The organism is Mobiluncus curtisii subsp. curtisii ATCC 35241, from assembly GCF_000146285.1.
GTDB lineage: Bacteria > Actinomycetota > Actinomycetes > Actinomycetales > Actinomycetaceae > Mobiluncus > Mobiluncus curtisii.
Window position 1 is genome coordinate 1,008,662 of the sequence record NZ_GL385912.1, and the last position, 24,214, is coordinate 1,032,875.

Sequence of the window (24,214 nt, forward strand, 5' to 3'; positions counted from 1 at the left end):
CTAGTGGAAGGAATCTCAAGTGACCAGCCCATTCCTGCCCAACACCGATGGTAGTATCGCTAAGCCAGACTATACCCCTCACGTTTCCGTTTTTACCCCAGGACTTTCACCTTTCGGACAGACTTTCCCCGGAGCATCAGAGCCCTCGGCATCGTCAGAAGCGAAGGTTGCTGCCCCGACCCCAGGCACAGACGCTCTGGGACAGGACGCAACGCAGACCCCGGCAGCTAATGCGACTGCTCCCGCAACTGTAACCGTCACCAATCAACCTGCCAGCGTCACACCGCCAAATGCGCCGCAAAACTTTTCCCCTAGCCCGCTCAAAGACCCCACGGCGTTATTACAGCAAGGACGGATGGGCAGGTTTAAAACCAATCGCAGCTTCTGGGCATATTTTTTCCTTTCTCCGCTCACCTTCGGTATTTACGGTCTGATTTTTATGTACGCCATGACCGAAGACCTCAACACTGTGGCTTGGAGAGACGGCAAGAAAACAATGAACTACCTCTTGCTGATTTTTATCGTCGGACCGCTGACCCTCGGCATTGGGTCAATTGTCTGGATAATTAAAGTATTTCTACGTATCGAGAACCAAATAAAGGTTCGCCAGATTAATTACAACTTCAGCCTGCTCAATGAACTTTTGTGGATGATTCCCGGTACGCTAATTTTGATTGGACCGTTCGTTGGCGCGATTAAGTGGGTTAAGGCCATGAACTTGCTGAATGCTGATGCCAACTTGGAAATGCAACAAATGCAGGTCACCCAGCCGGTTCAGACCGTAGTCAACGTTTACCGGTAATCCCTATTCCCAGTGACCGATTCGTTCTGAGAACCGGTTATGCAACCGACGGAGGGGTCGTGGCGCCCACCAGTTCACCCGTCCAAACAGAGCCATCACGGAAGGCACCAGTACCATCCGGACGATAGTGGCGTCAAAGGCGACCGCCAACGCCAAAATAAATCCAACCTGCTTCAACACAATCATGTGTCCGGTCACGAACGCGAGGAACACAAAGACCAAAATGGTCGCTGCGGAAGTAACAATCCGCGCTGATCTCGACAAACCTTGAATCACGGACAGACGTGCCGACCCGGTCTCGTCCCACACCTCTTTCATCCGAGACAATAGGAACAGCTCATAGTCCATCGACAGCCCGAAGCCGAAACACATCAGCATCACGACCACGTAAGACTCCAGCCCCGGCAGCTTCTGCGCCCCCAGTAGCTCCACCCCGAAACCATCCACAAAGACCAAGGTGGAGATTCCCAGGGTTGCCATCAGTGACAACGTGTTTATTACCAGGGCTTGCAGCGGTATCACTATCGAGCCAGTCATCAGGAATAACAGGATGATAGTGATTATCACCAGCACGCTAAGCACCCAGGGCAAGCCTTGCGCCAGCGAAGAGATGAAATCGATTTGGTTCGCCGCCTGACCGATGACATAGCGTTGGAAATCGTGGGGTTTATCCCGAATTTCCTGCACGACCCGCTCCGCTTCCGGGGAACCAGCATCCGTGGTTTCCAAATCCACAATCACCACGGAGTCTTTGGTATCGCTCAGTTGTGCAGCAGCGAAAACTTGGGCGATACCTTTGATGTCGTGAAGGTTTGCCGCGGTCCACGCATCGAGTTCTTCGGGCGTGGTGTCCTCCGCCACGATACGCACCGGGGGCAGTCCCGTGCGCGGCACTTGCGCTGCCAAATCTTCGTACAAAAGCCTCTGTTCGTTCTGGACTGGCAGCATGTCCAGCAGCGAGTTGCGCAGGTTCAGGGTCGCCAGCGGCAGGCACGCTGCCACCAAAACGACCGCCGAGACAATGAATGACAGCCAGGGACGGCGGGTTACCCCGACTGAGATGCGGTAAAAGAACGTGTTTTCTGTCTCCGGGTCAACTTCCGGCGCACCCTGCGGATCTAGGCTCTGTTTCACCCGGTGCTTCACATGTGCCGGCTCGACGTTGCCCATGAAACGGCTCAAGAACGGAATCCGGGACAGAAGCGAAGGCTTTTCCAGGTGGGCAGACGCCATGAACATGAGGGCGGACACTAAAGTCAGCGCGGCAATCATCGCCAGCAGCACGGTAGAAAACCCTGCGATTCCCAGTGACTTCAACAGTTCCGGGCGGAAGAAAATCATTCCGGAGGCGGCAATCGCTACGGTCAGGGCACTAAAGAACGTGGTTCGCCCCGCGGTTGCCAGGGTGATTTCCAAAGCCCGCAGATAGCGCGGGTTCAAAGCCTCCAACCGCTCACGAGTCTTGGGTTTTTTCACCCCGGAAAAGTCCGGTTCCCACTCGTCTGGAGGAAGCTCTCGTAACCGCACAAGTTCCTCGTGGTAGCGCGACACGATTAGCAAGCCATAGTCGATGGATAGACCCAATCCCAGCACTGAGATTACGTTGACCGCAAAAGACTGCTGTGCAAACAGGTAGGTCATCCCCAACATAATCGCCAAGGCGGTAGAGATCGCCACCAAAGCCCCGGACAGTGGCAGCAAAGCCGCCAAAAATCCTCCAAACACCACCGCCATAATTAAGAAAGACAGCGGGATACCAATTGATTCGGAACGCACCAAGTCTCGCTTTAGGGTCTGGATTCCCGCATCGTTTACCAAGTCTGAGTCCGTGATTCGCACCTGGAAATCCGATTGCACGGCGTCTTTGGGCAGCGCCGATTTCAGCGTGACCTCCAGCTTTTCAAAAGCCTTCTCCACGTTCCTAACGTCCGGCTCGAACTGTTCCGGCGGATCCTCTTGGGCTTTCCCATTCACCCGCAAATCCATAGTCGCTACGATGACGAACCCCTGACCGTCTTTTGCCACCAGTTCCCGCGCTTGGGGATCGAGCATGGCATTGTATGCCACGAATGGATAAGACACCTTGTCTACGTGAGGCATCTCTTTAAGGGTCTTTTCAAACTTTTTCAGCTCGGTGTGCAGGGCTTTCGAAACGGGCCAGTCGGGTTCGGACAGCGCTTTGGCTTTATCACCCAGCGCTTTTGCACCGTCACCGATGGCTTGCGCGCGGTCTGCCAGGTCTTGGGCAATGTCCCCCTTATCTTTTGCCTGATTGCCCAGTTCCCGCGCCCGGTTGCCTTTCGCTTTGGCTTGGTTGCCGAGCCGGCGGGCTTGCGCGGCGAGACTTTGCGCTTGGTTTCCGCTGGCAAGCGCCCGTTGTCCAGCTGCCTGCGCTTGGGCACCGATTTCTTGAGCACTAGCGGCCTGGGTCTGGGCTTCGGTGCCGGCAGCTTGGGCTTGGGCGCCAAGTTGTTGGGCAGCAGCGCCCTGTTCTTGGGCTTCGGCGCCTGCCTGCTGTGCCGCGGCGCCAAGTTGTTCCGCTTGCGCTTTTGCTGCCCCAGCACCCGCCATATCGCCACTGGTGGCGAGCTGTTGTGCTTTTGCTCCGGCAGCCTCGGCTTGCGCCTGCAACTCTCGCGCTTTCGCTCCCGCCGCCTGTGCTTTTGCTCCGGCAGCCTCGGCTTGCGCCTTCAAATCTTGCGCTTTCGCTCCCGCCGCCTGTGCTTTTGCTCCGGCAGCCTCGGCTTGCGCCTTCAAATCTTGCGCTTTCGCTCCCGCCGCCTGCGCTTCATGCCCCAGGGATTTAGCTTGGTTGCCCAAGCTGGTGGCACGGTTGCCCAGCTCGGTCGCTTTCACCCCGAGGGCGCGCGCCTGTTCCCCCAGCGTCTGAGCCGGATCCCCCGCCGCTTTCGCTTCATTGCCGAGTTTCTTGGCTTCGTCTCCCTGATTCTCAGCTTTAGACTTTAACTCATCCAGCTGACTCGCCAGCTTCGGAGCCTGCTCCCGCTCTGCCCGTAAATCGACTCCGGAAACGTAAGCCATCACAGAATATGCCGCGGTATGGTGACTCTCCACCAAGACTTGCCCCGAATGAGATTCCGATGGGGTCGCCTGCGGAACATCAGAAATGAGCCGATTCCACAGGGGATTTCCGAATCCAGTCATTGCACTCAGTGAGGTGGCAATGACCACCAAAATCCAAAATGCCAGCACTTTCCTCGGCCTGAGGGCCAAGAAACGCGCCAGCTTGACATACATACTTCTAATGTAGTCATCCGGCGAGAAAGTCGCACCCGAATTGGAACTCCGTTTTTATCCGCACGCAAAACTGCGAGGGTTGGATAAAACCGCGCCGATAGTCGATAATTGGCCTTATGTTCCGTGGTTTTACATTACGTCGCCCCCTGTGGGTTTCGGCACTGTTCATGTTGGCTTTCGCCCTAGTTAGTATCGTTCCGGTGGCACCAGCCCGCGCCGAGACCGCCGACACCCCGCCTCAGGACCTGTCGACCGAAGTACACCAGCTCCTCCAGCCCGCTCCTGCTGACCAACCAAACAGCACGACCCCCCTTGTGAACTCTCCCGAAATGGGATTCACCCAAGCTGGACAGATTCCTGACCCGCACCCCGCCACAGTCCAGATTATTATCGGACCGGGCCCGGACGGAATGGCATCCATGTGTTCTGGGGTTTGGGTCGGACCCAACATGGTGCTGACTGCGGCGCACTGTTTTAAGAGCCTGCCCCAAGGACCGGCGCGGATTTATTCTGCCAACTCCCACCTCCCGGGGACTCCTGCCGTCGCCACCGGGGTAACTTGGGACACGACTTCACAAGGTGACGTGGCGCTGATTGTGACCACACCGGCGAACCATCCCATTGCCCCGGTCAGCGCGGCGATTCAACCCCCCGGTACTCCCCTGTTCATTTGCGGACAGAACTACATCATTAAAGAATCCGCCACCATCGAGGCGGTCTCCCAAATGATCGGCGGCAAAGGAAACTACTGCGCCAACGTCAACACCTTGGATGCTCGGACTGCCCAGCGTTTCCAGATTCCCCCTGCCGGAAACATCCTCGCCACCGTGCCGATGGCGGTAGATCGGGGAGATTCCGGCGGTCCTCTGTACAATGCTGCTGGCGAGGTGGTCGGTATCACCAGCTCGAAATCCCACACAGCTTTCAGCGATAACAGCGAACAGCTGCTGTTTAACGCGGCCTCACCGATGTCGCGCTTCGCGCCGTGGTTGAGGAGTTTAGGGGTGTCGGTGCACGGCAGCGAGGCTAATCTGGCGTTCAAGCAACTGCCGCCAAACGTGATGCGGGTCAGCGGTGCCAACCGGATGGAGACTTCCGGGATGATTGCTGAGGCTTCTCCCAACGTGGAAACCCTGATTCTCACCACCGGTTTAATTGCCGCCGATGGTTTGGCAGCGACTCAGCTCTCCGGGGTCACCAGCTCGGCGCTAGTCTTGTCGAATTCTCGCAATCATCTGGACTCCCAAGCCGTGAAAGCCCTAGATAAATTTGGGCTGCGCCGCGTCGTGCGCGTGGGCGGAACCGTAGGTCTGAGCGCTGCCGACCGGGCGGCGATTGCAGCCAAAGGTCTGGAATTGGTGGAGCTGGTCGGCACGGATCGATTCGACACCGCCCGGAAAGTCGCGCAATATCGCGATTCTTTAGGGGGCGACCCCAGAGTGGTCTTGGTGGCTGACGGCATCAATTTCCCCGACGCCCTCGCTGCCGGCGCTGCCGCCGGAGCGCTGCGCGCCTCCCTGGTGCTATCCAGTCATGCCAGCCTGCCCGACGCTACCCAAAGCTACCTGAAACCCCTTTTGACCAGCGCTAAAATCATCACGGTGGGCGGTCCGGCACAGTCTGCCGTCGCCTCGGCGGGCATTAATCCCAGCGCCACCTACACCGGGGCAGACCGCTACGACACTGCCCTTCGTCTCGCCACCGGTCTTGACCGCGGACGCAACGTAAACGGTCTGGTGATGGTGTCGGGACAGAACTTCCCCGATGCCCTGGCAGCCGGAGCCTACACCGTGAAGCAAGGCGCGAAACTTGTGCTGATACCTCCCGCCGGGTCGAAACCCGCCTTTTTGCGGAGTTTGTGGGCATCCACCGGCTCCCACGGGGTCATCGTCGGTGGCACCAACGCACTGTCTGACCAGGACGTAGCCTGGGCGCTGCGCTAGCCGCCCTCTTGCGGTTTGGCGTTCGCCGTTTGCGGTTTGGCGTTTGCGCTGCGACCAGAATCCCTGACTCTCGACATTGATTAAGATTGGAACCATGGTTTTTACTGCGAATTTGCTGGAATGGTTAAAAGACCCCGACGCCCTGTTGGAACACCTCATTTCCGCCTATGGGGTGTGGATGGTCGCCATTGTCGCACTCATTGTGTTCATCGAGTCCGGAGTGCTGTTCCCCGTGTTGCCCGGCGACTCGATGCTGTTTGCGTTGGGGCTGCTCCAAGACCGGATGCCGGTAAACCTCGCCGTAATCCTGTTCGTGCTGATTGTGGCAGCGATAGCCGGCGCCCAAGTCGGCTACTGGTTCGGGCTGCTGTTCGGCGAGAGGTTCTTTAAACCTGACGCTCGCGTGTTGAAAACCGAATACTTAGATAGTGCCCAAGTGTTCTTTCACAAGTGGGGTGGTCCCGCGGTGGTGTTGGGACGTTTCATCCCCTTCGCGCGCACCTTCGTGCCTATCGCTGCCGGTATCGGGCGTTACGGCTGGGCGCATTTCACCCTGTGGAACGTCATCGGCAGTATTGCCTGGACCGGGGTGTTCATCGTCGCGGGGATTTCGCTGGGCGGAGTGCCCTTTATCCGCAACAATGTGGAGCTCATCGCCGTTATCATCATCGCGGCGTCAGTCATCCCCATTGCGCTGGGAATTTTGAAAAAGACCCTGAGCAAAACTCCGGAAAGCGGAGATGCTGAGGAAAAGTAACATACACTAGGGCCATGGTGAAATACCTCCAAGATCCCCTGAATCGGGCCATTTATTCGACGGATGCCTCAAACTATCGCATCGTGCCCGACCGGATTGCTCAGCCGAAAGACCTTGGCCAACTGCGTGACACGATTTTGGAGGCTCTCTCCACCGGCGTACCCCTCACGATGCGCGGTCGCGGCACCTCATGTTCCGGCAACTCTATCGGACCCGGTCTGGTCATAGATACCTCACACCACTGCAACCGGATTTTGTCCTTTGATCCTTCCGCACGTCAGATTACGGTGGAGCCAGGCGTGGTGCTCGCCGATATTCAAAAGGTCGGAGCGCCCTTTGGGCTGCGTTTCGGTCCCGATCCATCCACTTGGACGCGAGCCACCGTCGGAGGCTCGATTGGCAACAATGCTTGCGGTCCGCACGCCCAAGCCTGGGGACGCGTGGCGGACAATGTCATTTCGTTGGACGTTATCGACGGATTTGGGCGGGAATTTACCGCCGCCTCCGGCGCGGGTGCGCTGGACGCGGTACCAGGTTTGCAGCGCCTAGTTGACGAAAATCTGGCGCTGATTCGCACGGAATGCGGGCGTTTTCACCGGCAAGTTTCGGGGTATTCACTGGAACACCTGCTGCCGGAAAACGGGCGCGACCTGGCAAAATTCTTGGTTGGCAGTGAGGGGACTCTGGTCAGTGTGCTGCGTGCCACGCTTCGTCTGGTGCCGGTGCCGACCGCGCCGGTGATGGTGGTGCTGGGATACCCCGACATGATTGCCGCTGCCACCGATGTGCCGCTGATTAATGACTTTTCGCCCCTCGCGGTGGAGGGCATGGATTCCCGTTTGGTTTACACTTTGGCGCAAAAGCCGGGGGTTGGTGAGCTGCCTGAGCTGCCGGAGGGTAATGCTTGGCTGTTGGTAGAGATGGGCAGCGCCACCGAGGATTTGGAGACCACCCTGGCTCGTGCCAATGACCTGGCGCAAGCTGCCAACACCCGCGCCACCCTGGTGCTGCCCCCGTCCACGCAAGCCACCAAACTTTGGCGGATTCGCGCCGATGGAGCCGGGTTGGGCGGACGCACCCCGCTGAACCCGGACGGGAGCGGCAATGATCCGGCGTGGCCTGGCTGGGAGGATGCTGCGGTTCCGCCCCAGAATTTGGCGGCGTATCTGCGAGATTTCACCGATTTGATGCGGGAGATGAACGTGGACGGGATGCTCTATGGGCATCTCGGTGACGGCTGTTTGCACGTGCGGTTGAACCTGCCGTTGGGGGCAGAGGCAGGGCAGGGGCGTTCACGGGAGTTCTTGGAACGTGCCGCTGACCTGGTAGGCAAGCATCATGGTTCGCTTTCAGGCGAGCACGGAGACGGTCGGGCTCGCTCAGAGTTGCTGCCGCGGATGTATTCCCCCGCACTGATTGATTTGTTTAAGCAGGTCAAAGCCCTGTTTGATCCGCGGGGTTTGCTGAATCCTGGCGTCTTAGTCAATCCTGATCCACTGGATCAAAATCTGCGTCTGACAGCGGCTCAGGTCATTCCGGCTCTGCCCGGTCAAGGCTTTACTTTCCCGAAAGACAAGGACTTTACCGCCGCGGTGCATCGCTGCACCGGAGTCGGCAAATGCTTGGCAATGAACCAGGTTAAGAACGCTTGGATGTGCCCCAGCTATCTGGCGACTGGTCAGGAAAAGGATGCCACCCGCGGACGCGCCAGGGTGCTCCAAGAAGTCACGAACGGCACGCTCATTAAGAATTTTCGCGACCCGAACCTGTTGCGAGCTCTCGACTTGTGCTTAGCATGTAAGGCGTGTTCCACGGCTTGCCCGACCGGGATAGACATGGCGGCGTACAAATCCGAGTCGCTGTATCGGGCGTATCGCCGGTCGTTGCGACCCCGCTCGCATTACCTGTTGGGTCGATTGCCGGGGTGGCTGCGTTTGGCGCGACGGATTCCCGGCGGAGCGGGTCTGGCAAACAGTGTTTTCGGGGTAGGGTGGATTCGCCGCCTGGTGTTTCGGCTGTTCGGGCTCGATCCAAGCCGTCAGATGGCGCATTTTGCCTCCGAGTCATTCCGGACTTGGACACGGCGTCACGGCGGATACGCTGCCGAACCGGAATTCGACACGGACGGGCTGGTGAGCCCACACACGGATTCGACACCGGAGGCTACGGAACGAGTCAATGTTGCTGCCGCATCAGCGCGCGAGGGCAGCCAACCCGCTCCCGAAGCTAAACCGTGGGTCGCCGTGTGGGCAGATTCTTTCTCGGAGGGAATCGCCCCCGATGGTGCTGAAGCGGTAGTGGAGCTGCTGGAAACGGCGGGATACCAGGTGTATGTACCGCGTCCGGCTTGCTGCGGGCTGACCTATGTGACCACCGGACAGTTGGAGAAAGCCCGACACAATATGCGGCACCTCTGTCAGATTCTGGGGCCCCTGGCAGTTAACGGGATTCCAATCGTCGGCGTGGAGCCATCCTGCACCGCGACCTTGCGCGATGACCTGGAACGTTTACTCCCCGATGATCCGCGCGCGCACGCTATTGCCCGAGCCACGCGAACTTTGGCAGAGCTGCTCAGTGACCCTGAGACTGCCCCGAACCCAGATGTCTGGCAGTTACCGGATTTGCGCGGAGTCCAGGTCGTTGCCCAGCCACATTGCCACCACTACAGCGTCCTGGGCTGGGAAACCGACCGCAAGCTGCTGGCAGCCACCGGGGCAGAGGTCGTAGAACTGGCAGGATGCTGCGGCATGGCAGGCAATTTCGGCATGGAACGCGGCCACGTCGAGGTTTCAAAGCGGATTGCCGAACACGCCTTACTGCCCGCCCTGCGTGAACACCCGAACGCGATCTTCCTAGCTGACGGCTTCAGCTGCCGTACTCAGGCGGAACAGCTGGCGAGCAGCCACGGGATTCACCTAGCGCGACTGCTGCTGGGACCCAGCGCTCGCGTCGAAGCCTAACCCCACTGCGCGACGATTCCGCACCAAATCAACCAAAGAGCACCCGGAAAACACCCGGTGAATCCAGGTATGCGCGCTCCCATAAATCCAGAGATACTCGCTGGGGTGTGAATATGAGGTGGGATTTGGGCAGTAGCTGCCATTATTGGCAGCTACTGCCCAAATCCCACCCTATAATCCACGCGCGCCCCATGAAACCAGACAAGTCGCCCGGAGAAACCCGGCATAAAACTTAAAAATGTTTCGGTGTGCCCTCTACGCACACCGAAACAAATTAATAGTATTAGCCCCCACACGGGGAATATTTCCCGGAATGAGATTTAACGATTGCGTTGAATTTCAGCGTTAATCTCAGCTTGGGCTTCAGCGAGGGTCGGTCCCTCGCTAAAGCCCAGGTGCCAGAACTCCCAGCCGTCGACATCTTGACCGAGCTCCCGTGCCGCATCGCTGGGATCATGAAATTCGCGACCTTCCAGAATAATGACCCCGCGTTCTGCCAGAATCGCGGTGACTTCTGCCGGGGTGCCATTAAAGTCAATCAGGGCGACCAGCGGGGTGTCCTCCCCGGTCACTTGGGCGATGATACCCAGCCCGGTAGCGTCGCGGTACAACAGGTCGAATTCGTCTGACTGACCCGCCCCTAGTGTCTCTGGTGTCTCCCGAGTCAGGGACGTCTCCGAGACTTGCACAGTTTCGGCGGGCGACACCGGCTGTACCGGTTCGTTCTCAGCTTGGGCTTGTGCCTCTGCTGCCAAGGTTTCTTCGCTGGCAGGCGCCCGGTGTGAATGATGTACCGGCGGTAGCTCCCCGGTATCTGTGCCGGAAATAATGTCTGCAAAGGACGGCGAGTCTGGTTCTGCAGCACTGCCGTGATGGGTGGTAAACAGCGACTCTACCGGCTCGTCATCCTCTACCGTAGCCAACGGGGACACTGCCGATGCCCGTGCTGCTTCCATAATGGAGTGGCGGGAAATTGACCCGGTTTGCAGCTCTGGCTCGTCTACCGGGGTTGGACTGTCCGCGGTCTCTGCCGCCGGTTCCGAGTCGGGCACCACGGGTTGCAAAGTCGTCTCCGCCGGCTCTGCGCTGCCAGATTCGCCTTCCGGCGCGGCGGCTTCGGGAACCGAACCGGGCGCCATCGGGGTCGCCAAATCGGTGACCACTCCGGACACCTGATCCGGACCGGACTCCGCCTCAGGTGTCACAGATTCCGCATTTTGCATATCTGCATCGGTGGCAGAGGTAATCGCTGGGATGCGGGCTCCCCGGCCTGCCAAAAGATTCGTATCGTGGCTGAACAGCGAGGATGCCACCCGCTGCACGTCGAGGAAGCGGCGCCCGTTGGACATTTCGCGCACGCTGACATGATGGACTTCCAGTCCGGAGGGGGTCAACGCGTCCAAGGCGGGGCGCACATCGGGGTCAATCTCGGTGGCGACCAAAATCAGGCGCGGTCCCGCCGCCAAGTTCGGTGGCATAGCATCGCGAAATTGCGTCCACCCAGAACGGAAAGCGCTGACCCCGCCGGGATAGGCGGCAGCTAAATCATTCCACCCCAGATTCGACACTGCCCCGAGCCGTGCCAATGCCGCAATTAAACCGCTGGAATCCAGCCGATCCACCACTTCGACCAGCACGACCTGACCGGAACCGTCCAAAGCGGTCAAACGCGGGGACTGCTGGGGAAAACTGTGCTCAGTCCGACCCGCACCCCCGGACCCTTGTGGTGTCCCCGCAGGTTCCGCAAACTCTCCGGGCATCCCGGACACCGGCGTCACGGTCATATCGTTCCAGGTCACAGGGAAAAGCGGGCGCGCAATGACTTCGAGGACTTGGCGACGGATGGAATCCAGAATCTCCCCCTGGGCTTCTGGTCCTACGGGATGGCCAAACTGGGCAGGAATCAGGTGACCTTGGTCATACTCAAACAGCGACATCGCAACCTCAATCGTCGGGACTTTAGCGAGCCAGCCTGTAAGGCTCAACTTCCCCTATCATCTCACGTTTTTACTCCTGTTACATACAGGCGTGGGAAGCATTTGAAAAAGGTCGCGATTTTCCCTGCCGTGATTCCGGTGAAGCTGGCGTTGCGTCGGGGGCGACGGGAGGTCACGATTAGGACTTTTCGGAACCAGCCGGGGTTGCCGAGTCCGTCGCGGGCCCGTCAGCAACAGCGGTGTCACCAGCCTTTTCGGTCGGGTCTTTCGCCGGGGATGCCGTCGCCGCGGTGGATTGCTGCCGGGAACGTTCCTGGGTTGCCATCACTTTCGCGGTGTCCTTTTTGGAGCCACCAATATAAGACGCCGCCACCTGGGCGTGAACCGTGCCCGGAGCCCCGCCAATTCGGTCGTGACGGGTGGATAGCTCCGGCATCGAGTCGTGTCCGGTCAGGTACAAAACCACGGTGTTAAAGAATGCAATCACCGGGACCACCAGCAGCGCTCCGATGATTCCTGCCAGGAAGGTTCCTGCCGTCACGCCCAGCAGCACTGCCAGTGGATGCAAATTAACCGCGGAGGACATCAGCATCGGATGCAGCACGTTCGATTCAATCTGTTGCACTGCCAAAATCACAATCAGCATGATGACAGCCGCCATGAAACCTTTATCTAGCAGCAAAATCAGCACGGCGATAGCCCCGGTGGTCACTGCCCCCACAATCGGGATAAAAGCGCCGATGAAAATGAGCAAAGCCAGCGGAATAGTCATCGACCCCGCCCCCAGGACCGCGGCTCCGATAGAGATAAACACGGAATCCACCAAAGCCACCACTGCCTGTGCCCGGATGTAACCATTTAGCGTGGTCCAGCCGCGAATCGCCGCCTCGTGTACCGGCTCACGAGCGGGCACCGGCAACATCCGAATCAACCAAATCCAAATCTGGCGACCGTCCTTGAGGAAAAAGAACAGGCAGAACAGCGAAATCAAGATGGTGGTGACTACGCTGGCGACCGAAGAGGTCACTGACAGCGCCGAGGACGCGATTGAGGAGGAATACTTGGTGGCAAAAGCGGTGATTTGGGCAGTCAGCTCGTGAATATATTTCTCGATTTGTTCCTGATCCAGTTTCAGGGGACCGTCGCTCAACCACGCTAACGCCTTGTCGAAACCACCCCCGGCTTTCACCAGCAGGGCGGGCGCGCCGTGCGCCAGCTGCGAAGTCGCAATCCAAATCATCGCGACAACCAGCCCGACCCCCACGAGCAGGGAAATAATCGCGGATAGGGTCTTGGGAATGTGCCACTTTTGCAGGCGGAGATGCATCGGCTCCAACAGCAACGTCAACAGCAGGGCAATGGCCAGGGGAATAAAGACGATGGATACTTTCGTGATTCCATACAGAATCAGCCCCAGTGCCGCAACGATGGCCAGGAAACGCCATGCCCAGCTGGCTGCCACCCGGATTCGCCACGACACAGCATAAGCCGAGTTCGGACCGTTTTCCACCAGCGGTGGGGCGGTCGGTTCTAGCTCGTCAAAGTTAGGAACCCGATTTTGTGTGTCTCGCCGGGCAATGACCTCACGCCACCACCCGCGTCTGTATTCAGCTCCGGCGTTCAATAACGCTTTCTTTTCCATCGCACTTCCGTTTCGATTGGTTGTTGTCAAAAGTTTCATTCTGGTCGCCCCGCCTTTTGGAGCGTCGCGACTGGGTGAGCACAGACCGAATGCCGAGTGAAAGGAATAATGCTTAGCGCACCATCCGGTTGAGCGTCAGCCCGTAGTTGACCTCGCGACCGGTCATGGCTCCGTCCGAGAGGAACCCGGCACGCCGATAAAATCGGTGCGCTCGTTTTTCCCCCGGATACCCTGCCGGTAGCCACAGTTGGGCTGGCTCTTGAGGACCGACCACGTATTCCAGCAGGCGCCGTCCCAGACCTTGCCCCTGAAATTCTGGCATCAGGTAGTGCATGGACACTTCCCGTTCCCGTGCGGGCGGGGTCACGTGCTCGTTACGAACTGTCTGTACCGTCATGGCGATACCGACCACCCGACCGTGCTCAACCGCAATAGCAATGCGGCGTCCTGCCGGATCCGAAGTCAACAGATTGTGCCACTGCCCGACCAAAGTCGGCTCATCGAAACGGGAACGGTATTTTGCGTCAATAAATTCACCGTAGTTAGCCAGCCACATGCGGGCATGAGCCACCCCCATACCGGCAGCATCCTGAACTTCTGGCGGGCGAATGTTGACAGTCATTACTCTCGATTCCGTGTGATGTTTTCTCTAAGTCTAACTTCTGAGGGGAGGCAAACGGTATCCTCCCCGCGGGTTAACACGAAACTGCGCTGAACATTCAGACCGGAAACTCCGGAACACAAACCTAGTTGTTATCGGACGCAAAGTACGCAAAAATCCGCAGGAACTCAATGTAGAGCCAAATCAAGGTCACCATGAGCCCAAAAGCGGCTGTCCAAGCGGTTTCCCGAGGCGCCCCGTTATCGACCGCAGTAACGATGTAGTCAAAGTCCGTAACCAGCGAGAACGCGGCTAATCCGATGGCGATGAGGCTGACCACAATCCACAGCGGGAAGCCACCGATGGTCGGTGCGTTGGGACCGTAGAAAGACCATGCCGGGTTGATGAGGCTGACCACCATGTTGCCCAGATAGAACACAAAAATCGAAAACATACCAACTGTGATGACCCGCATCAAGGTCGGGGAGTTCCGCACCACCTTGGTCTTAAACAGCACCAGCATCACCAGGGTGGTGACCAAGGTCGCCACGATTGCTTTCACCACTACACCGTCGTAAAGCGCGGCGAACAGGCTGGAAATGCCACCTAACATGACGCCCTCGAAAGCGGCGTAACCCAAAATCAAAGCCGGGGAGGGACGGCGCTTAAACGAGTTCACCAGCCCCAACACCAAAGCTACAAGCATCGAGACAAACGCCACGCTCATGCCCAGACCAGGATTGGTCGCGGTCAACGCCCAAGACCCGGCTCCGAAAAGCAGGAGGGTCCCGAAAGTCACCACCGTCTTAATCAAAACATCGTCCATGGTGACGGGACGGCTGGCAGAAGTCGTGCCGTATTGTTCCTGTCCCTGCGGAGTGGGGAACTGCTGGGGGCGTTCCGGCACGTAGCTCACTTGGGGAGCGTCACCGGGATAGGTCTGAGTTGCCCCTCCGCCGACCTGGTAGCCGGGCATAGTCGGGTATCCCCCCGGAGTGCGCTCGGTAAATACTTTGTTGCGGGTAAACACTGGATTACTCATGTCGCTCCTTATAGTCTCAACAGTTTTATCGTAGCGGATTTCCGGGTTTCTGCGGGGCTCAGTCCTCCTGCTGCGGGGGGATTTTCCGGGACGCCGCCCGTCGCGAAGCCAGCGAAAACCAGCTATGTCACAATAGGTTGGTGACTACCCCCCCGATTCCTCGCCAGCCCGGTGGCAATGTTGACCCCGCGCGGCGCCGAACCCTGCGCGGTTTGGTGTCAAACGCGCTGCTCATAGTCACGTTCTTAGTGCTGTTCGGAGTCGGTATTTTGGTGGTAGTCCAGGTGGGATTCCTGGAACCGCAGGAAAATCTGGCTGCCCGCGGAATGCTGGCGCTGGTCATCACCCTGCTGATGGTGGTGGCAGTGATGCTGGCACGTATCGTCCAATTGGGACGCGACCGGGTGGACGAGCTGACGTTGCGCAACCGCCAGTTGGAACTGGAACGCGAGCAATCCGAACAGATTGCGGTAGCTGACGAACGAGCCCGGATTGCGCGGGAGATGCACGATATTGTGGCTCACTCACTGACGGTGTTGATTGCGATGAGTGACGGCGCCACCGCCGCGATTGACAAAAACCCGGAACTCGCCAAAGCAGCCTTGCGCAATATGAGCGAGACGGGGCGGGCAGCACTGGCAGACACCCGCCGCCTGGTGGGAGTGCTGCGCCAACCCACCGAAGTGCCCCAGAACCTTGACCCCAACGCTCCGCAAGACGCCCCCGCATCCTCCCTGGAGGAAGTCCGTTTCACCCCGTCCCCGGACTTGGCAGAAATGGAGGGGCTCATTGCCCAGTTCCGAGCGGCTGGTCTGCCCATTACTTACCGGTATTCCGGGGATGAGGTGCCGGCTGACGGTCCGCTGCAACTGACGATTTATCGAATCGTCCAAGAGTCTTTGACTAACATTTTACGTCATGCTCCCGCCTCCACCGCGGTCGAGGTTGATTTGGAAGTGCAGGGAAACGGCATTCATATCGTCGTGTTTAACGCCACTTCCTTGGCGGGGATTAACCCCGGCGGCGGAAAAGGGCTGATTGGGATGCGCGAGCGTGCCGCGGTTTATGACGGTCATGTCGAGGCCGGTCCCACCCCCGGCGGGTGGCGGGTAGAAGCCTCCTTGCACTGGCAGGCAGAAACTCCGAAGCCTGAGGGCTGGGTCATGCCCGCGTGAACGACTTTTAGGGGACAATAGAAACGTGAGTGACAACGAGAACGAACCGGGACAGACCGCGCAATCCGCGGAATCCGCACAGTCCGCGCCTAGTGAAGCCATCAAAGTGCTGCTGGTCGATGACCAATCCCTGATCCGGATGGGATTTCGGATGGTGCTGGAAGCCGCGGACGACATCACGGTGGTAGGCGAAGCGGCAGATGGCAAAACCGCACTACAGATGGTCAAAGCGACCTCGCCTGACGTGGTGCTAATGGATGTGCGGATGCCACACATGAACGGCATCGAAGCGACTTCGGAAATCATTACTGGCAACCCAAACGTGAAAGTCCTCATCCTCACCACTTTTGACCTGGATGAATACGCTTTCGCCGCACTGCGAGCCGGAGCCAGCGGATTCCTGCTGAAAGACGCCAAACCAGAGGAACTCATCGGCGCCATCCGCAATGTCGCCCACGGGGACGCCACGATTTCTCCGCGCGTGACGAAACGAATGCTGGAAATGTTCGCTCCCCAGCTGCCCGGAGAACAGGACGAGGCGGAGGAAGCGAACCTGGTCGATAAAGCCCTGCTGGACAGCCTCACAGATCGGGAGACTGAGGTCCTCACCCTCATCGCACAAGGTCTGACCAATCAGGAAATCGCCACGCAGCTGTTTATTTCGATGACTACGGTGAAGACTCACGTGGGCAATATCCTGAACAAAATCGGTGCCCGCGACCGCGTGCAAGCGGTCATTTTTGCTTACGAAAATGGTCTGGTTTCCGCCTAAATCCGCCAGATTAGCGGGAGGAATGGTACCCCCGGTCGGATTCGAACCGACACTGAACTGATTTTAAGTCAGCTGCCTCTACCATTGGGCTACGGGGGCGGTCGCATTTTTCAGCTTGGTTAATCATCCATTCATTTGGGGATTTACTCAAATCGAACCTAGACTGTGGATTATGGACAAAGAAGTGCCAAGCAATGATAAAGAATACGAAAACCTCGACAAGGGTCTGTTCGGAGAGCCGGACTTAGCCAGTCCTTCCCCGACAGACTACGATGCCGCGGTCCAGGCTGGCGAGCAACGACTCAGCCCGCAGCAGCGGTTTGCTCGGTTTGTTTCCGATGACATCGTCGGAGGGCTGATTCTGATTATCGCTGCCGTGCTCGCCTTGGTGTTTGCCAACACCCCTTTCCGCGAGGGGTATCAGGCAGTGGCACAGTTCGTGCCCGACCCTGGTTTGGCGCAAGCCGCCGCCACTGACACCCTGTCTGTGCTGCAAAAACTGCACCTGTCCATGCCTATTGAAGAGTGGGCGCGTGACGGTATCCTGGCAATTTTCTTTTTCACCGTCGGGTTGGAGCTAAAGGAAGAGTTCACCCACGGCGCCCTGCACGATCCCCGCACCGCGGCGATGCCGATTATTGCCGCCGTTTTCGGGATGGCGGGACCCGCCCTGGTCTTCGTAGTGGTCACCGCCATCACTGGCTCTGGAGCTTGGCACGGTTGGGCGATTCCGACCGCTACAGATATTGCTTTCGCGGTCGCGATTTTGCAGATTTTTGGTCGTGGCTTGCCTAACGGGGCACGGACGTTCCTGCTGACCCTGGCGGTAGCCGACGACCTGGGCGGGATTATCGTCATCGCCGTATTCTATGGTTCTAACCTGAATCTGGTTTTCCTGCTGCCGATGGCAGCGTGTGCTGCCTGGTTTGGGCTCCTGTGCCGCAAGCGGAAAGGTCACTGGTATTTCCTGCTCCCTCTGGGGGTGCTGACCTGGTACTTCATGCTGGTTTCCGGTATTCACGCCACGATTGCCGGAGTGGTGCTGGGCATGGTGGTTCCCGCCGATAAGCGCGATTGGGAAGTCCACAATATGGTGGAACAAATCGCGATGAAGGTGAACCCGGTTTCTGCCGCGTTTGCGGTGCCGTTCTTTGCTTTCTTTGCCGCGGGGGTGGACATTGTGGACACTCCTGGCGGGGCGCTGCAAATGCTGGCAAATCCCGTAGCGATAGCGGTCATGTTGGCGTTGCCTTTCGGGAAATTGTTGGGAATCTCCGGTTCCGTCTTCGTGATGGAAAAGTTCACTCCTCTGCACTTGGAAAAAGGCGTGACCATGGGTGATATGGTTCCGATTTCGCTGGTGGCAGGGATTGGTTTCACGGTGGCGCTGCTGATTTCGCACCTGTCTTTCCGCGGCGACGATTTGTTGACCCAAGCCGGTTCTATCGGTGTGGTCATGGGCACCGCGCTGTCCATCATCTTGGGTGCGGTTGCCCTGCAGCTGCGTCTGGCTTTCCGCCGGTCACACGCCCACGAGTGAGGACAGTCCACCCCGCCCTTGTGCATCAGCCCGACCCTGCGGACTTGGGAAAGAAAATAACCCAAAAGGGTATGTCCGGCGTCGGGCGCATCTGATATTTTCGAAGTGAGGAATCGGCGTTGAGTCGTTTCCTGGAAACCTAGAAAGGCACACAAATGCGGAGTTTGCGCAAGAAAAGCTTGGTAGCGGGCATAGCGGCAATCGCGTTGGTGGCATTGAGCGGCTGCGAAATGAACGTCAAACTGAAAGTCATCGACGAGCACACCATTGAGCCTTCGGTCATCGTGGCGATGAGCGAAGCCGAAAAGGACATGCTTTCCTCCATGGGCGACGGCGGGAAAGTGACCTGCCAGGATCTCGCGGATACGGAAAATGAAGGCGAGGCCACGGTCAAAGATTTGAGTACCGGCGGGGATATGAAATGCGAGATTATTCTGCCTCAGGAACAGAGTCTCAATTCAAGCAAGAACCTGAAAAAAGACGGCGATGACCTGGTTCTGACCCTACCCAAAGAGGACGTTGACGACCTGAAATCGAAACTGAACGGTGCTGGGGATACCAGCGAGATCGGTATGGATTCAATCACCATGAACCTGATTATTCAGATGCCCCACGGTATCAAAACAGCCACCGTGGACGGGCAACCCGTTGATTTCCAGGGTGACAGTGTGACGCTGGACCTGACCGACCTCGGCAGCGAAGTTAAAGTGGTTTCCTCCCCTGACATACCTGCTGGAAACAGCGTCGATACGGCTGATTCCAAGTACGATTCGGACAGTGACCACACGGCTGCCGGGATAACCAGAACGTCGGTCCCCGGGTATTTTTTGCTGGCGATTCCCTTGTTTTCAATCCTGATTGTTGCCGGAATCGTCATTCTGATTGTGGTGCTGGTCAAAAAGAGCAAAGCTAAGGCTAATCCGGTGACTCAGTTCGGCCAGCCGATGAACTACAGGCAACCGGGACAACCCATGCAACCGGGACAGCCCCAATTTGGGCAACCCATGCAACCCATGCAACCGAGACAACCTGCTCAACCGGCAAACCCCTTTGCTCAACCAGCGCAGCCGGGACAGCCCGGTCCAACGCAACCCTTCGCACAGCCGAGCGCGGGGCAACCTGCCGTGCAGACCTCGCAACCTCAGTTCGGGCAACCCAACCCCTTTGCCCAGCCAGGGCAACCTACCCAAATGGCAAACCCCTTTGCTCAACCAGCGCAGCCAGGACAGCCGGTTCAAACCCAGTTTGAACAGCAGAATCAGCCTGACCAGACCCAGCTTGGGCAACCGCAGTCTTTCGGGTCGAATATTCCAGACCAAGCTGGTCCGTCCCCTGAACCGACCGACTCCACCCAGAATCCAAATCCGCAAAACTAGCCCCCAACATATTGCCCCAGGTTGGAGATACCTGCCGGGGTTGTGAATATAAGGTGGTATTTGGGCTGTAGCTGCCATTATTGGCAGCTACAGCCCTATTTCCACCCTATAATCCACGCCCGCCCCGACACTCACCAAAAACAGCGCTCTATTTCCCCGAAAACCTGGAGTAAAACCTATCTAGAACGGCTCGGGGCGCCAGATATGGCACCCCGACGCAAAGAGCGCGGGCGAAGTCACGACACCAAATTCAAAAACCAGCCCCGGAAATCAGGGAATCTGGGACAGGATAATCCCATCGAGGATGTCATTTTCAGAGGTCAAGACTGGGAATGCGCCACGGGGTTCACCGGTAGGCACCGTTCCCGATTCCGAGCGACCCGGGAACGAACCGGGAGCCGGATGAGCCTCCAACCAAGCCAAAATCCGCTCCCACACCAGGACTCCGCCAGCAATCTGGCGCACCCGCTGCGGATGCATGGGTCCCAGCTGGGCTTTTTCCTCGTGCGGCATCCGAATCAGGCGCTGGGCGTGTTCCCGCAGCGCCCCGGAATCCAGCACGGCACCGTTGATTTTATCCGGCTCATAACGTTCCAACCCCAATTCCAGGGCGGTCAAAGTCGTGACCGAACCGGCGACCCCGACAATTTGGCAGGCGCAATCCAACGGCACCTGGGCTGCAGCCTGGGTAATCATCCCATCGACAAACTGGGCAGCTTGGCTGATTGCATCCTCGCAGGGCACACCTCGTGCATCTTCGGCGGGACGCAAGTAACGTTCGGTGACGCGCGTGGAGCCCATATTCATCGACACCGTGGCACTGACCTGGTCAAACCGACCGGTAGCGGGGTTAATCTCTCCGAACGCGAATTCGGTGGAACCTCCCCCAATGTCTACGGTCAGTGCCGGGCTGGCAACGTCGCGATGCGCCGAGAGCGTCCCGGTGAATCCCAATGTCGCCTCGAGTTGTCCCGAAATGACCTCCGGGATAACCCCCAGCCGTGCCTGTACCCCGGCGCTAAACTCCGGAAAATTATCCGCGTCCCGCGAAGCGGAAGTCGCCACCATCCGGATTCTCTGGACGTCCTCACGGCGCACATACTCGGCATATTCCGTGACCGCTGCAAAAGTCCGTTCCAGCGCGGCTGACCCCAGGTGCCCAGTCCGGTCCACTCCTTCGCCCAAGCCCACAATCCGGTTCAACCGCACCACATCGGTCATCGTCCCGGACTGGGGGTCGACCTCACTAATGAGCAAACGAATCGAGTGAGTCCCACAATCAATTGCTGCTATACGCATTACCGATTCTCCTCCCCCACAGTTTCGTCAAATTTCCAGGCACAAGTCGTGGGCGTCCAACGATGCGGGTTGCTGGCGGGCAACTGTTCCAACCGATCCAACACCCAATCCCCGATGGGATTTACTCCCCGACCTGCCGCCAATGAGTGTCCAAGCAGGGCGTGGAAACACTTGACCCGGTTCGGCATTCCCCCGGCTGACACCCCCGCGATTTCGGCGACTTCCCCGATTCCGGCGGCTTCACCCGCCTGGGTGCGCTGGCGAATATAGAGCTCATGGGCGCGCGTATAAGCCGCCGCTATCTGCGGGTTTGTCTCCAGCAGGGCTTCTGCCTCGCGCATGACCCCGTTTGCCTCCAAGTGTGAGGCGGCTGCGACTGCTGCCGGGCAAGTCAGGTAATAAAACGTGGGGAAAGGCTCGCCACCGGGCAGGCGCGGGGCGCTCGCAATGACCGCGGGGTGACCGGCGGCGTCACCGCCGCATCGGGCGGCAACCCCTATAACTCCCCGCGGGACACGCCCCAATTGAGCTGCGATGATACGCAAATCTTGCGGGCTAGCAGGTGTAATCACAAGGGGCTCCTTTGTCAGTTTACGGTTAGCGCTCAGTTGCGGGTCGGGGCGTTCTTGGGGTTAGAGGTTTTTTCGGGGGTGGCTTTGTCAGCAGGCGTCGCGGACGGTCCGGCAGTTTTCGCGGGTTTTCCAGGGGCGGGAGCCGCCCCGGCGACTTCCAGCCCGGTGACGATTTGGCGGAACCACGGCAAATCATTCGTGTCTTTATCGGTCCAGCCGCTAGTCAGCTGCGGTTTTTCCGCACCGGGAGGATCAACTACGACATAGGTAACTTCGCCGGGTTTCACATATCCCAACCGTTCACGGGCTTGCCGGGAAATATATTCGGGGTCCCGATAGCGTTTGATTTCCGCTTCCAGCTCGGCGTTTTGGGCTTTGACTTGGGCGATTTGGGCGGCGAGCGCTCGCGCCTGTTGCTGCTGATCCATCCAGGAGCGCAGCGGGGAAAACACCACCAGGAATACTGCCAGCGCTACTGCTGCCAGGGTGAGGATACGTGCCAGACGGGTCGAGCCGGGAGCGTCCTCGACGCGGGGACGCGACGGGGCTTTTACCGCGGGCGAGGTCGGGGCGGCGTTTTGGCGTGAGTTCTTCCCAGCTCTCCGCGGGGCAGCGCCTGACTGCGCCGAGCTGCGCGGGGTCGGCTGTGCCGCATCGGAGAGTTGACGCGGTTTCAAACTGGGACGCTTCACGTGGACATTATCCCAAAAATCTGCAGGGTTCCGTCACGAGACAGGCTTTTGCGCGTAATCTCGCGGACCGAACAGGGCTGACCCGACCCGCACGCACGTGGAGCCCGCCGCAATCGCCAGCTCGAAATCCCCGCTCATGCCCATCGACAGTTCCCGGCAATCCGCCCCACCAGGCAGCCCTAGCACCGCCTCTCGCAACCCTGCCAGCTGGGAAAACATCTCGAATACACCGCGTTCTCCCACCCGGTCTATGTGCGCTGCCACCGTCATCAAGCCGATGAGGTGCAGTCGCGGCTGATCAATCACCAATCGCGCCAGTTCCAGAGTTTCCTCCGGGGCGACCCCGTGTTTCGCGTCCTCACCGGAAGTGTTGACCTCAATCATGACTTCCAGTGTGCGTCCTGCCTGGTCAAGCAGACGGTTCAGGGTTTGCGCCAGTTTCGCCGAGTCTAGGGACTGCAGCTCCGCGCCATAAGCGACGATGAGTTTGGCTTTGTTGCGTTGCAGGTTGCCAATCTGAACCCAACGGGGGCTGACCTCGTTCCTGTCAGCGCACAAGTCCAGGTTCGCCCCCAGTTCCGCGGCTTTCGTTGCTAGTTCCTGGGGTTTATTTTCCCCAAATTCACTCACTCCCGCGGCGAGAGCTTCACGCAGGTCCGCGACCGGGTGAGTTTTGCTGACCGGCAGGATGCGAATCGACTCGCTGTCGCGCCCCGCGGTCGCGGCAGCTGCGGCGACTCGTTGCGAGAGGTCGTGCAAACGTTGTGAGAATCCGCTCATAAGCCTAGTTTAGTCCGCTGACGCGACAGGGACGGGGCTGACGGAATCGGCAGGGACTACAGAATCAGCAGGGGTGGCGGGATCGGCGGGATCGCGCCGATAGGTCATCGCCACCGCTATCGACACCAAAATCAAACCCCCAACTTCTGGCCAACTCGGGATTTGCCGCAGCATAATCACCCCCACCAGCAGGGAAGTTACCGGCAGCAGCGCGGAGAGCAGCGCGAAAATAGAGGCAGACACGTCACGCAGCACGACCATTTCCAGGAAGTAGGGCACGAGGGAGGAACACAGACTCACCAGCAATGCCAGACCGAATACAGACCACGAACTAAACGCAATGTGAATGTCTGGCCACGCCAGGGGCAGCTGCAGGCACGAACCAAACGCCAGGGCTACTGACAGGGAATCAATCCCGCGCCCCAAAACCGCTACTTTGCGCCCCAAAGCCATGTATGACACCCACATCCCCCCGTTGACCAGCGCCCAAATCAAGCCCACCCGTTCGGTCGGATTGCTCATGTCCAAGCCCAGTCCACTAATCATGATCACTCCGGAAAAAGCCAGCAGGACGGAGAGCTTGCCCATCCAGCCGGAGATGCCGATAGCTGCAAAAATGACCGGTCCCAGGAATTCCACGGAAACGGTGGTGCCCAAGGGAAGCCTGGATACGGCCTCGTAAAAAGTCATGTTCATACAAACCAGCGCGGTCCCGAACAGGCAGGACCACAGGTAACCACGGGGGGTGAGCGCTCGTGCGCCCCACGGTCGACGCCATGCTAACATCAGCACGGCTGCAAACACGGTGCGCAGCCATGCCACAGTCAAGGGCTCCATCAGGGCAAACAGCGTTACCGCAAAACCAGCCCCGACATATTGGATGAAACCATCGGTAAAGAAAATCAAGGGCGCAGGAACGGGTTTTCGGGATTTTCCAGGCATTTAGACATTCTAGACCGCACTTGGAAAGCCGTAAAGATACTCTGTTCCTGCCATTTTTCATCGCCGCGTGGGATGTTTTACCAGTTCACACCATTTTGTAAAATTGTGTCCAGATCGCGAGGTC

The 24,214-nt window shown here is 58.5% G+C and carries 18 protein-coding genes and 1 tRNA gene; 8 read left to right on the forward strand and 11 right to left on the reverse strand.

Annotated features, from left to right (window positions below; genetic code table 11):
• Positions 1-19 precede the first annotated feature (19 nt).
• The gene (locus HMPREF0574_RS04425) at positions 20-802 is read left to right on the forward strand and encodes a DUF4234 domain-containing protein (protein ID WP_004007501.1); all 783 of its coding nucleotides are present in this window, start codon (positions 20-22) and stop codon (positions 800-802) included.
• A gap of 3 nt (positions 803-805) precedes the next feature.
• Here the strand turns inward: HMPREF0574_RS04425 and HMPREF0574_RS04430 are convergent, their stop codons facing one another.
• Complete coding sequence (locus HMPREF0574_RS04430) at positions 806-4,060, reverse strand: MMPL family transporter (protein ID WP_004007502.1); 3,255 nt, start codon at positions 4,058-4,060, stop codon at positions 806-808.
• 116 nt (positions 4,061-4,176) lie between these two features.
• Between HMPREF0574_RS04430 and HMPREF0574_RS04435 the strand changes: the two genes are divergently transcribed.
• From HMPREF0574_RS04435 to HMPREF0574_RS04445, 3 genes are all read left to right on the forward strand, one after another.
• Positions 4,177-6,003, forward strand: a complete 1,827-nt coding sequence (locus tag HMPREF0574_RS04435; RefSeq protein WP_236585811.1) for a cell wall-binding repeat-containing protein — start codon at positions 4,177-4,179, stop codon at positions 6,001-6,003.
• Positions 6,004-6,097: 94 nt separating this feature from the next.
• Positions 6,098-6,760: a VTT domain-containing protein gene (locus HMPREF0574_RS04440; RefSeq protein ID WP_013189036.1), complete on the forward strand. Its 663-nt coding sequence runs from the start codon at positions 6,098-6,100 to the stop codon at positions 6,758-6,760.
• Positions 6,761-6,774: 14 nt separating this feature from the next.
• Positions 6,775-9,720 (forward strand): FAD-binding and (Fe-S)-binding domain-containing protein, encoded by a 2,946-nt coding sequence (locus HMPREF0574_RS04445; RefSeq protein ID WP_004007505.1) that lies wholly within the window; start codon positions 6,775-6,777, stop codon positions 9,718-9,720.
• Positions 9,721-10,040: 320 nt separating this feature from the next.
• On the opposite strand, the gene HMPREF0574_RS04450 is transcribed toward HMPREF0574_RS04445, so the two are convergent.
• The 4 genes from HMPREF0574_RS04450 to HMPREF0574_RS04465 all read right to left on the reverse strand — a co-directional run bounded on the left by HMPREF0574_RS04450 (position 10,041) and on the right by HMPREF0574_RS04465 (position 14,942).
• A complete protein-coding gene (locus tag HMPREF0574_RS04450; RefSeq protein ID WP_004007506.1) occupies positions 10,041-11,705 on the reverse strand; it encodes a hypothetical protein in 1,665 nt (554 codons plus the stop codon).
• 130 nt (positions 11,706-11,835) lie between these two features.
• Positions 11,836-13,299 (reverse strand): AI-2E family transporter, encoded by a 1,464-nt coding sequence (locus tag HMPREF0574_RS04455; RefSeq protein ID WP_004007507.1) that lies wholly within the window; start codon positions 13,297-13,299, stop codon positions 11,836-11,838.
• A gap of 112 nt (positions 13,300-13,411) precedes the next feature.
• Entirely contained in the window at positions 13,412-13,921 is a 510-nt protein-coding gene (locus tag HMPREF0574_RS04460) for a GNAT family N-acetyltransferase (protein ID WP_004007508.1), read from the reverse strand.
• A gap of 124 nt (positions 13,922-14,045) precedes the next feature.
• Entirely contained in the window at positions 14,046-14,942 is an 897-nt protein-coding gene (locus tag HMPREF0574_RS04465) for a Bax inhibitor-1/YccA family protein (protein WP_036324900.1), read from the reverse strand.
• Between the two features lie 215 nt (positions 14,943-15,157).
• On the opposite strand from HMPREF0574_RS04465, the gene HMPREF0574_RS04470 reads away from it, so the two are divergent.
• Together HMPREF0574_RS04470 and HMPREF0574_RS04475 are read left to right on the forward strand one after the other, a co-directional pair.
• Positions 15,158-16,117 (forward strand): sensor histidine kinase, encoded by a 960-nt coding sequence (locus tag HMPREF0574_RS04470; RefSeq protein ID WP_036325063.1) that lies wholly within the window; start codon positions 15,158-15,160, stop codon positions 16,115-16,117.
• 25 nt (positions 16,118-16,142) lie between these two features.
• A complete protein-coding gene (locus HMPREF0574_RS04475) occupies positions 16,143-16,889 on the forward strand; it encodes a response regulator transcription factor (protein WP_004007511.1) in 747 nt (248 codons plus the stop codon).
• Between the two features lie 23 nt (positions 16,890-16,912).
• Here the strand turns inward: HMPREF0574_RS04475 and HMPREF0574_RS04480 are convergent.
• Positions 16,913-16,988: transfer RNA gene (locus HMPREF0574_RS04480), tRNA-Leu, on the reverse strand.
• Between the two features lie 73 nt (positions 16,989-17,061).
• Here HMPREF0574_RS04480 and nhaA point away from each other — a divergent pair.
• Both nhaA and HMPREF0574_RS04490 read left to right on the forward strand, forming a co-directional pair.
• Complete coding sequence (gene nhaA, locus HMPREF0574_RS04485) at positions 17,062-18,429, forward strand: Na+/H+ antiporter NhaA (protein ID WP_004007512.1); 1,368 nt, start codon at positions 17,062-17,064, stop codon at positions 18,427-18,429.
• A gap of 155 nt (positions 18,430-18,584) precedes the next feature.
• A complete protein-coding gene (locus HMPREF0574_RS04490; protein ID WP_004007513.1) occupies positions 18,585-19,805 on the forward strand; it encodes a hypothetical protein in 1,221 nt (406 codons plus the stop codon).
• A gap of 270 nt (positions 19,806-20,075) precedes the next feature.
• Here HMPREF0574_RS04490 and HMPREF0574_RS04495 read toward each other — a convergent pair whose 3' ends face one another.
• Genes HMPREF0574_RS04495 through HMPREF0574_RS04515 form a run of 5 tightly spaced genes read right to left on the reverse strand, consistent with a single transcriptional unit; the run spans position 20,076 to position 24,090 of the window.
• Complete coding sequence (locus HMPREF0574_RS04495) at positions 20,076-21,104, reverse strand: Ppx/GppA phosphatase family protein (protein ID WP_004007514.1); 1,029 nt, start codon at positions 21,102-21,104, stop codon at positions 20,076-20,078.
• Entirely contained in the window at positions 21,104-21,676 is a 573-nt protein-coding gene (locus tag HMPREF0574_RS04500) for a DUF501 domain-containing protein (protein WP_004007515.1), read from the reverse strand. Before HMPREF0574_RS04500 ends, HMPREF0574_RS04495 begins: the two co-directional genes overlap by 1 nt.
• Before the next feature lie 32 nt (positions 21,677-21,708).
• Positions 21,709-22,368, reverse strand: a complete 660-nt coding sequence (locus HMPREF0574_RS04505) for an FtsB family cell division protein (protein WP_004007516.1) — start codon at positions 22,366-22,368, stop codon at positions 21,709-21,711.
• Between the two features lie 33 nt (positions 22,369-22,401).
• Complete coding sequence (locus HMPREF0574_RS04510; protein WP_004007517.1) at positions 22,402-23,148, reverse strand: YggS family pyridoxal phosphate-dependent enzyme; 747 nt, start codon at positions 23,146-23,148, stop codon at positions 22,402-22,404.
• 9 nt (positions 23,149-23,157) lie between these two features.
• Positions 23,158-24,090 carry an EamA family transporter gene (locus HMPREF0574_RS04515; RefSeq protein WP_004007518.1) on the reverse strand — a complete coding sequence of 311 codons (933 nt, stop codon included), beginning with the start codon at positions 24,088-24,090 and terminating at the stop codon, positions 23,158-23,160.
• Positions 24,091-24,214: the final 124 nt, after the last annotated feature.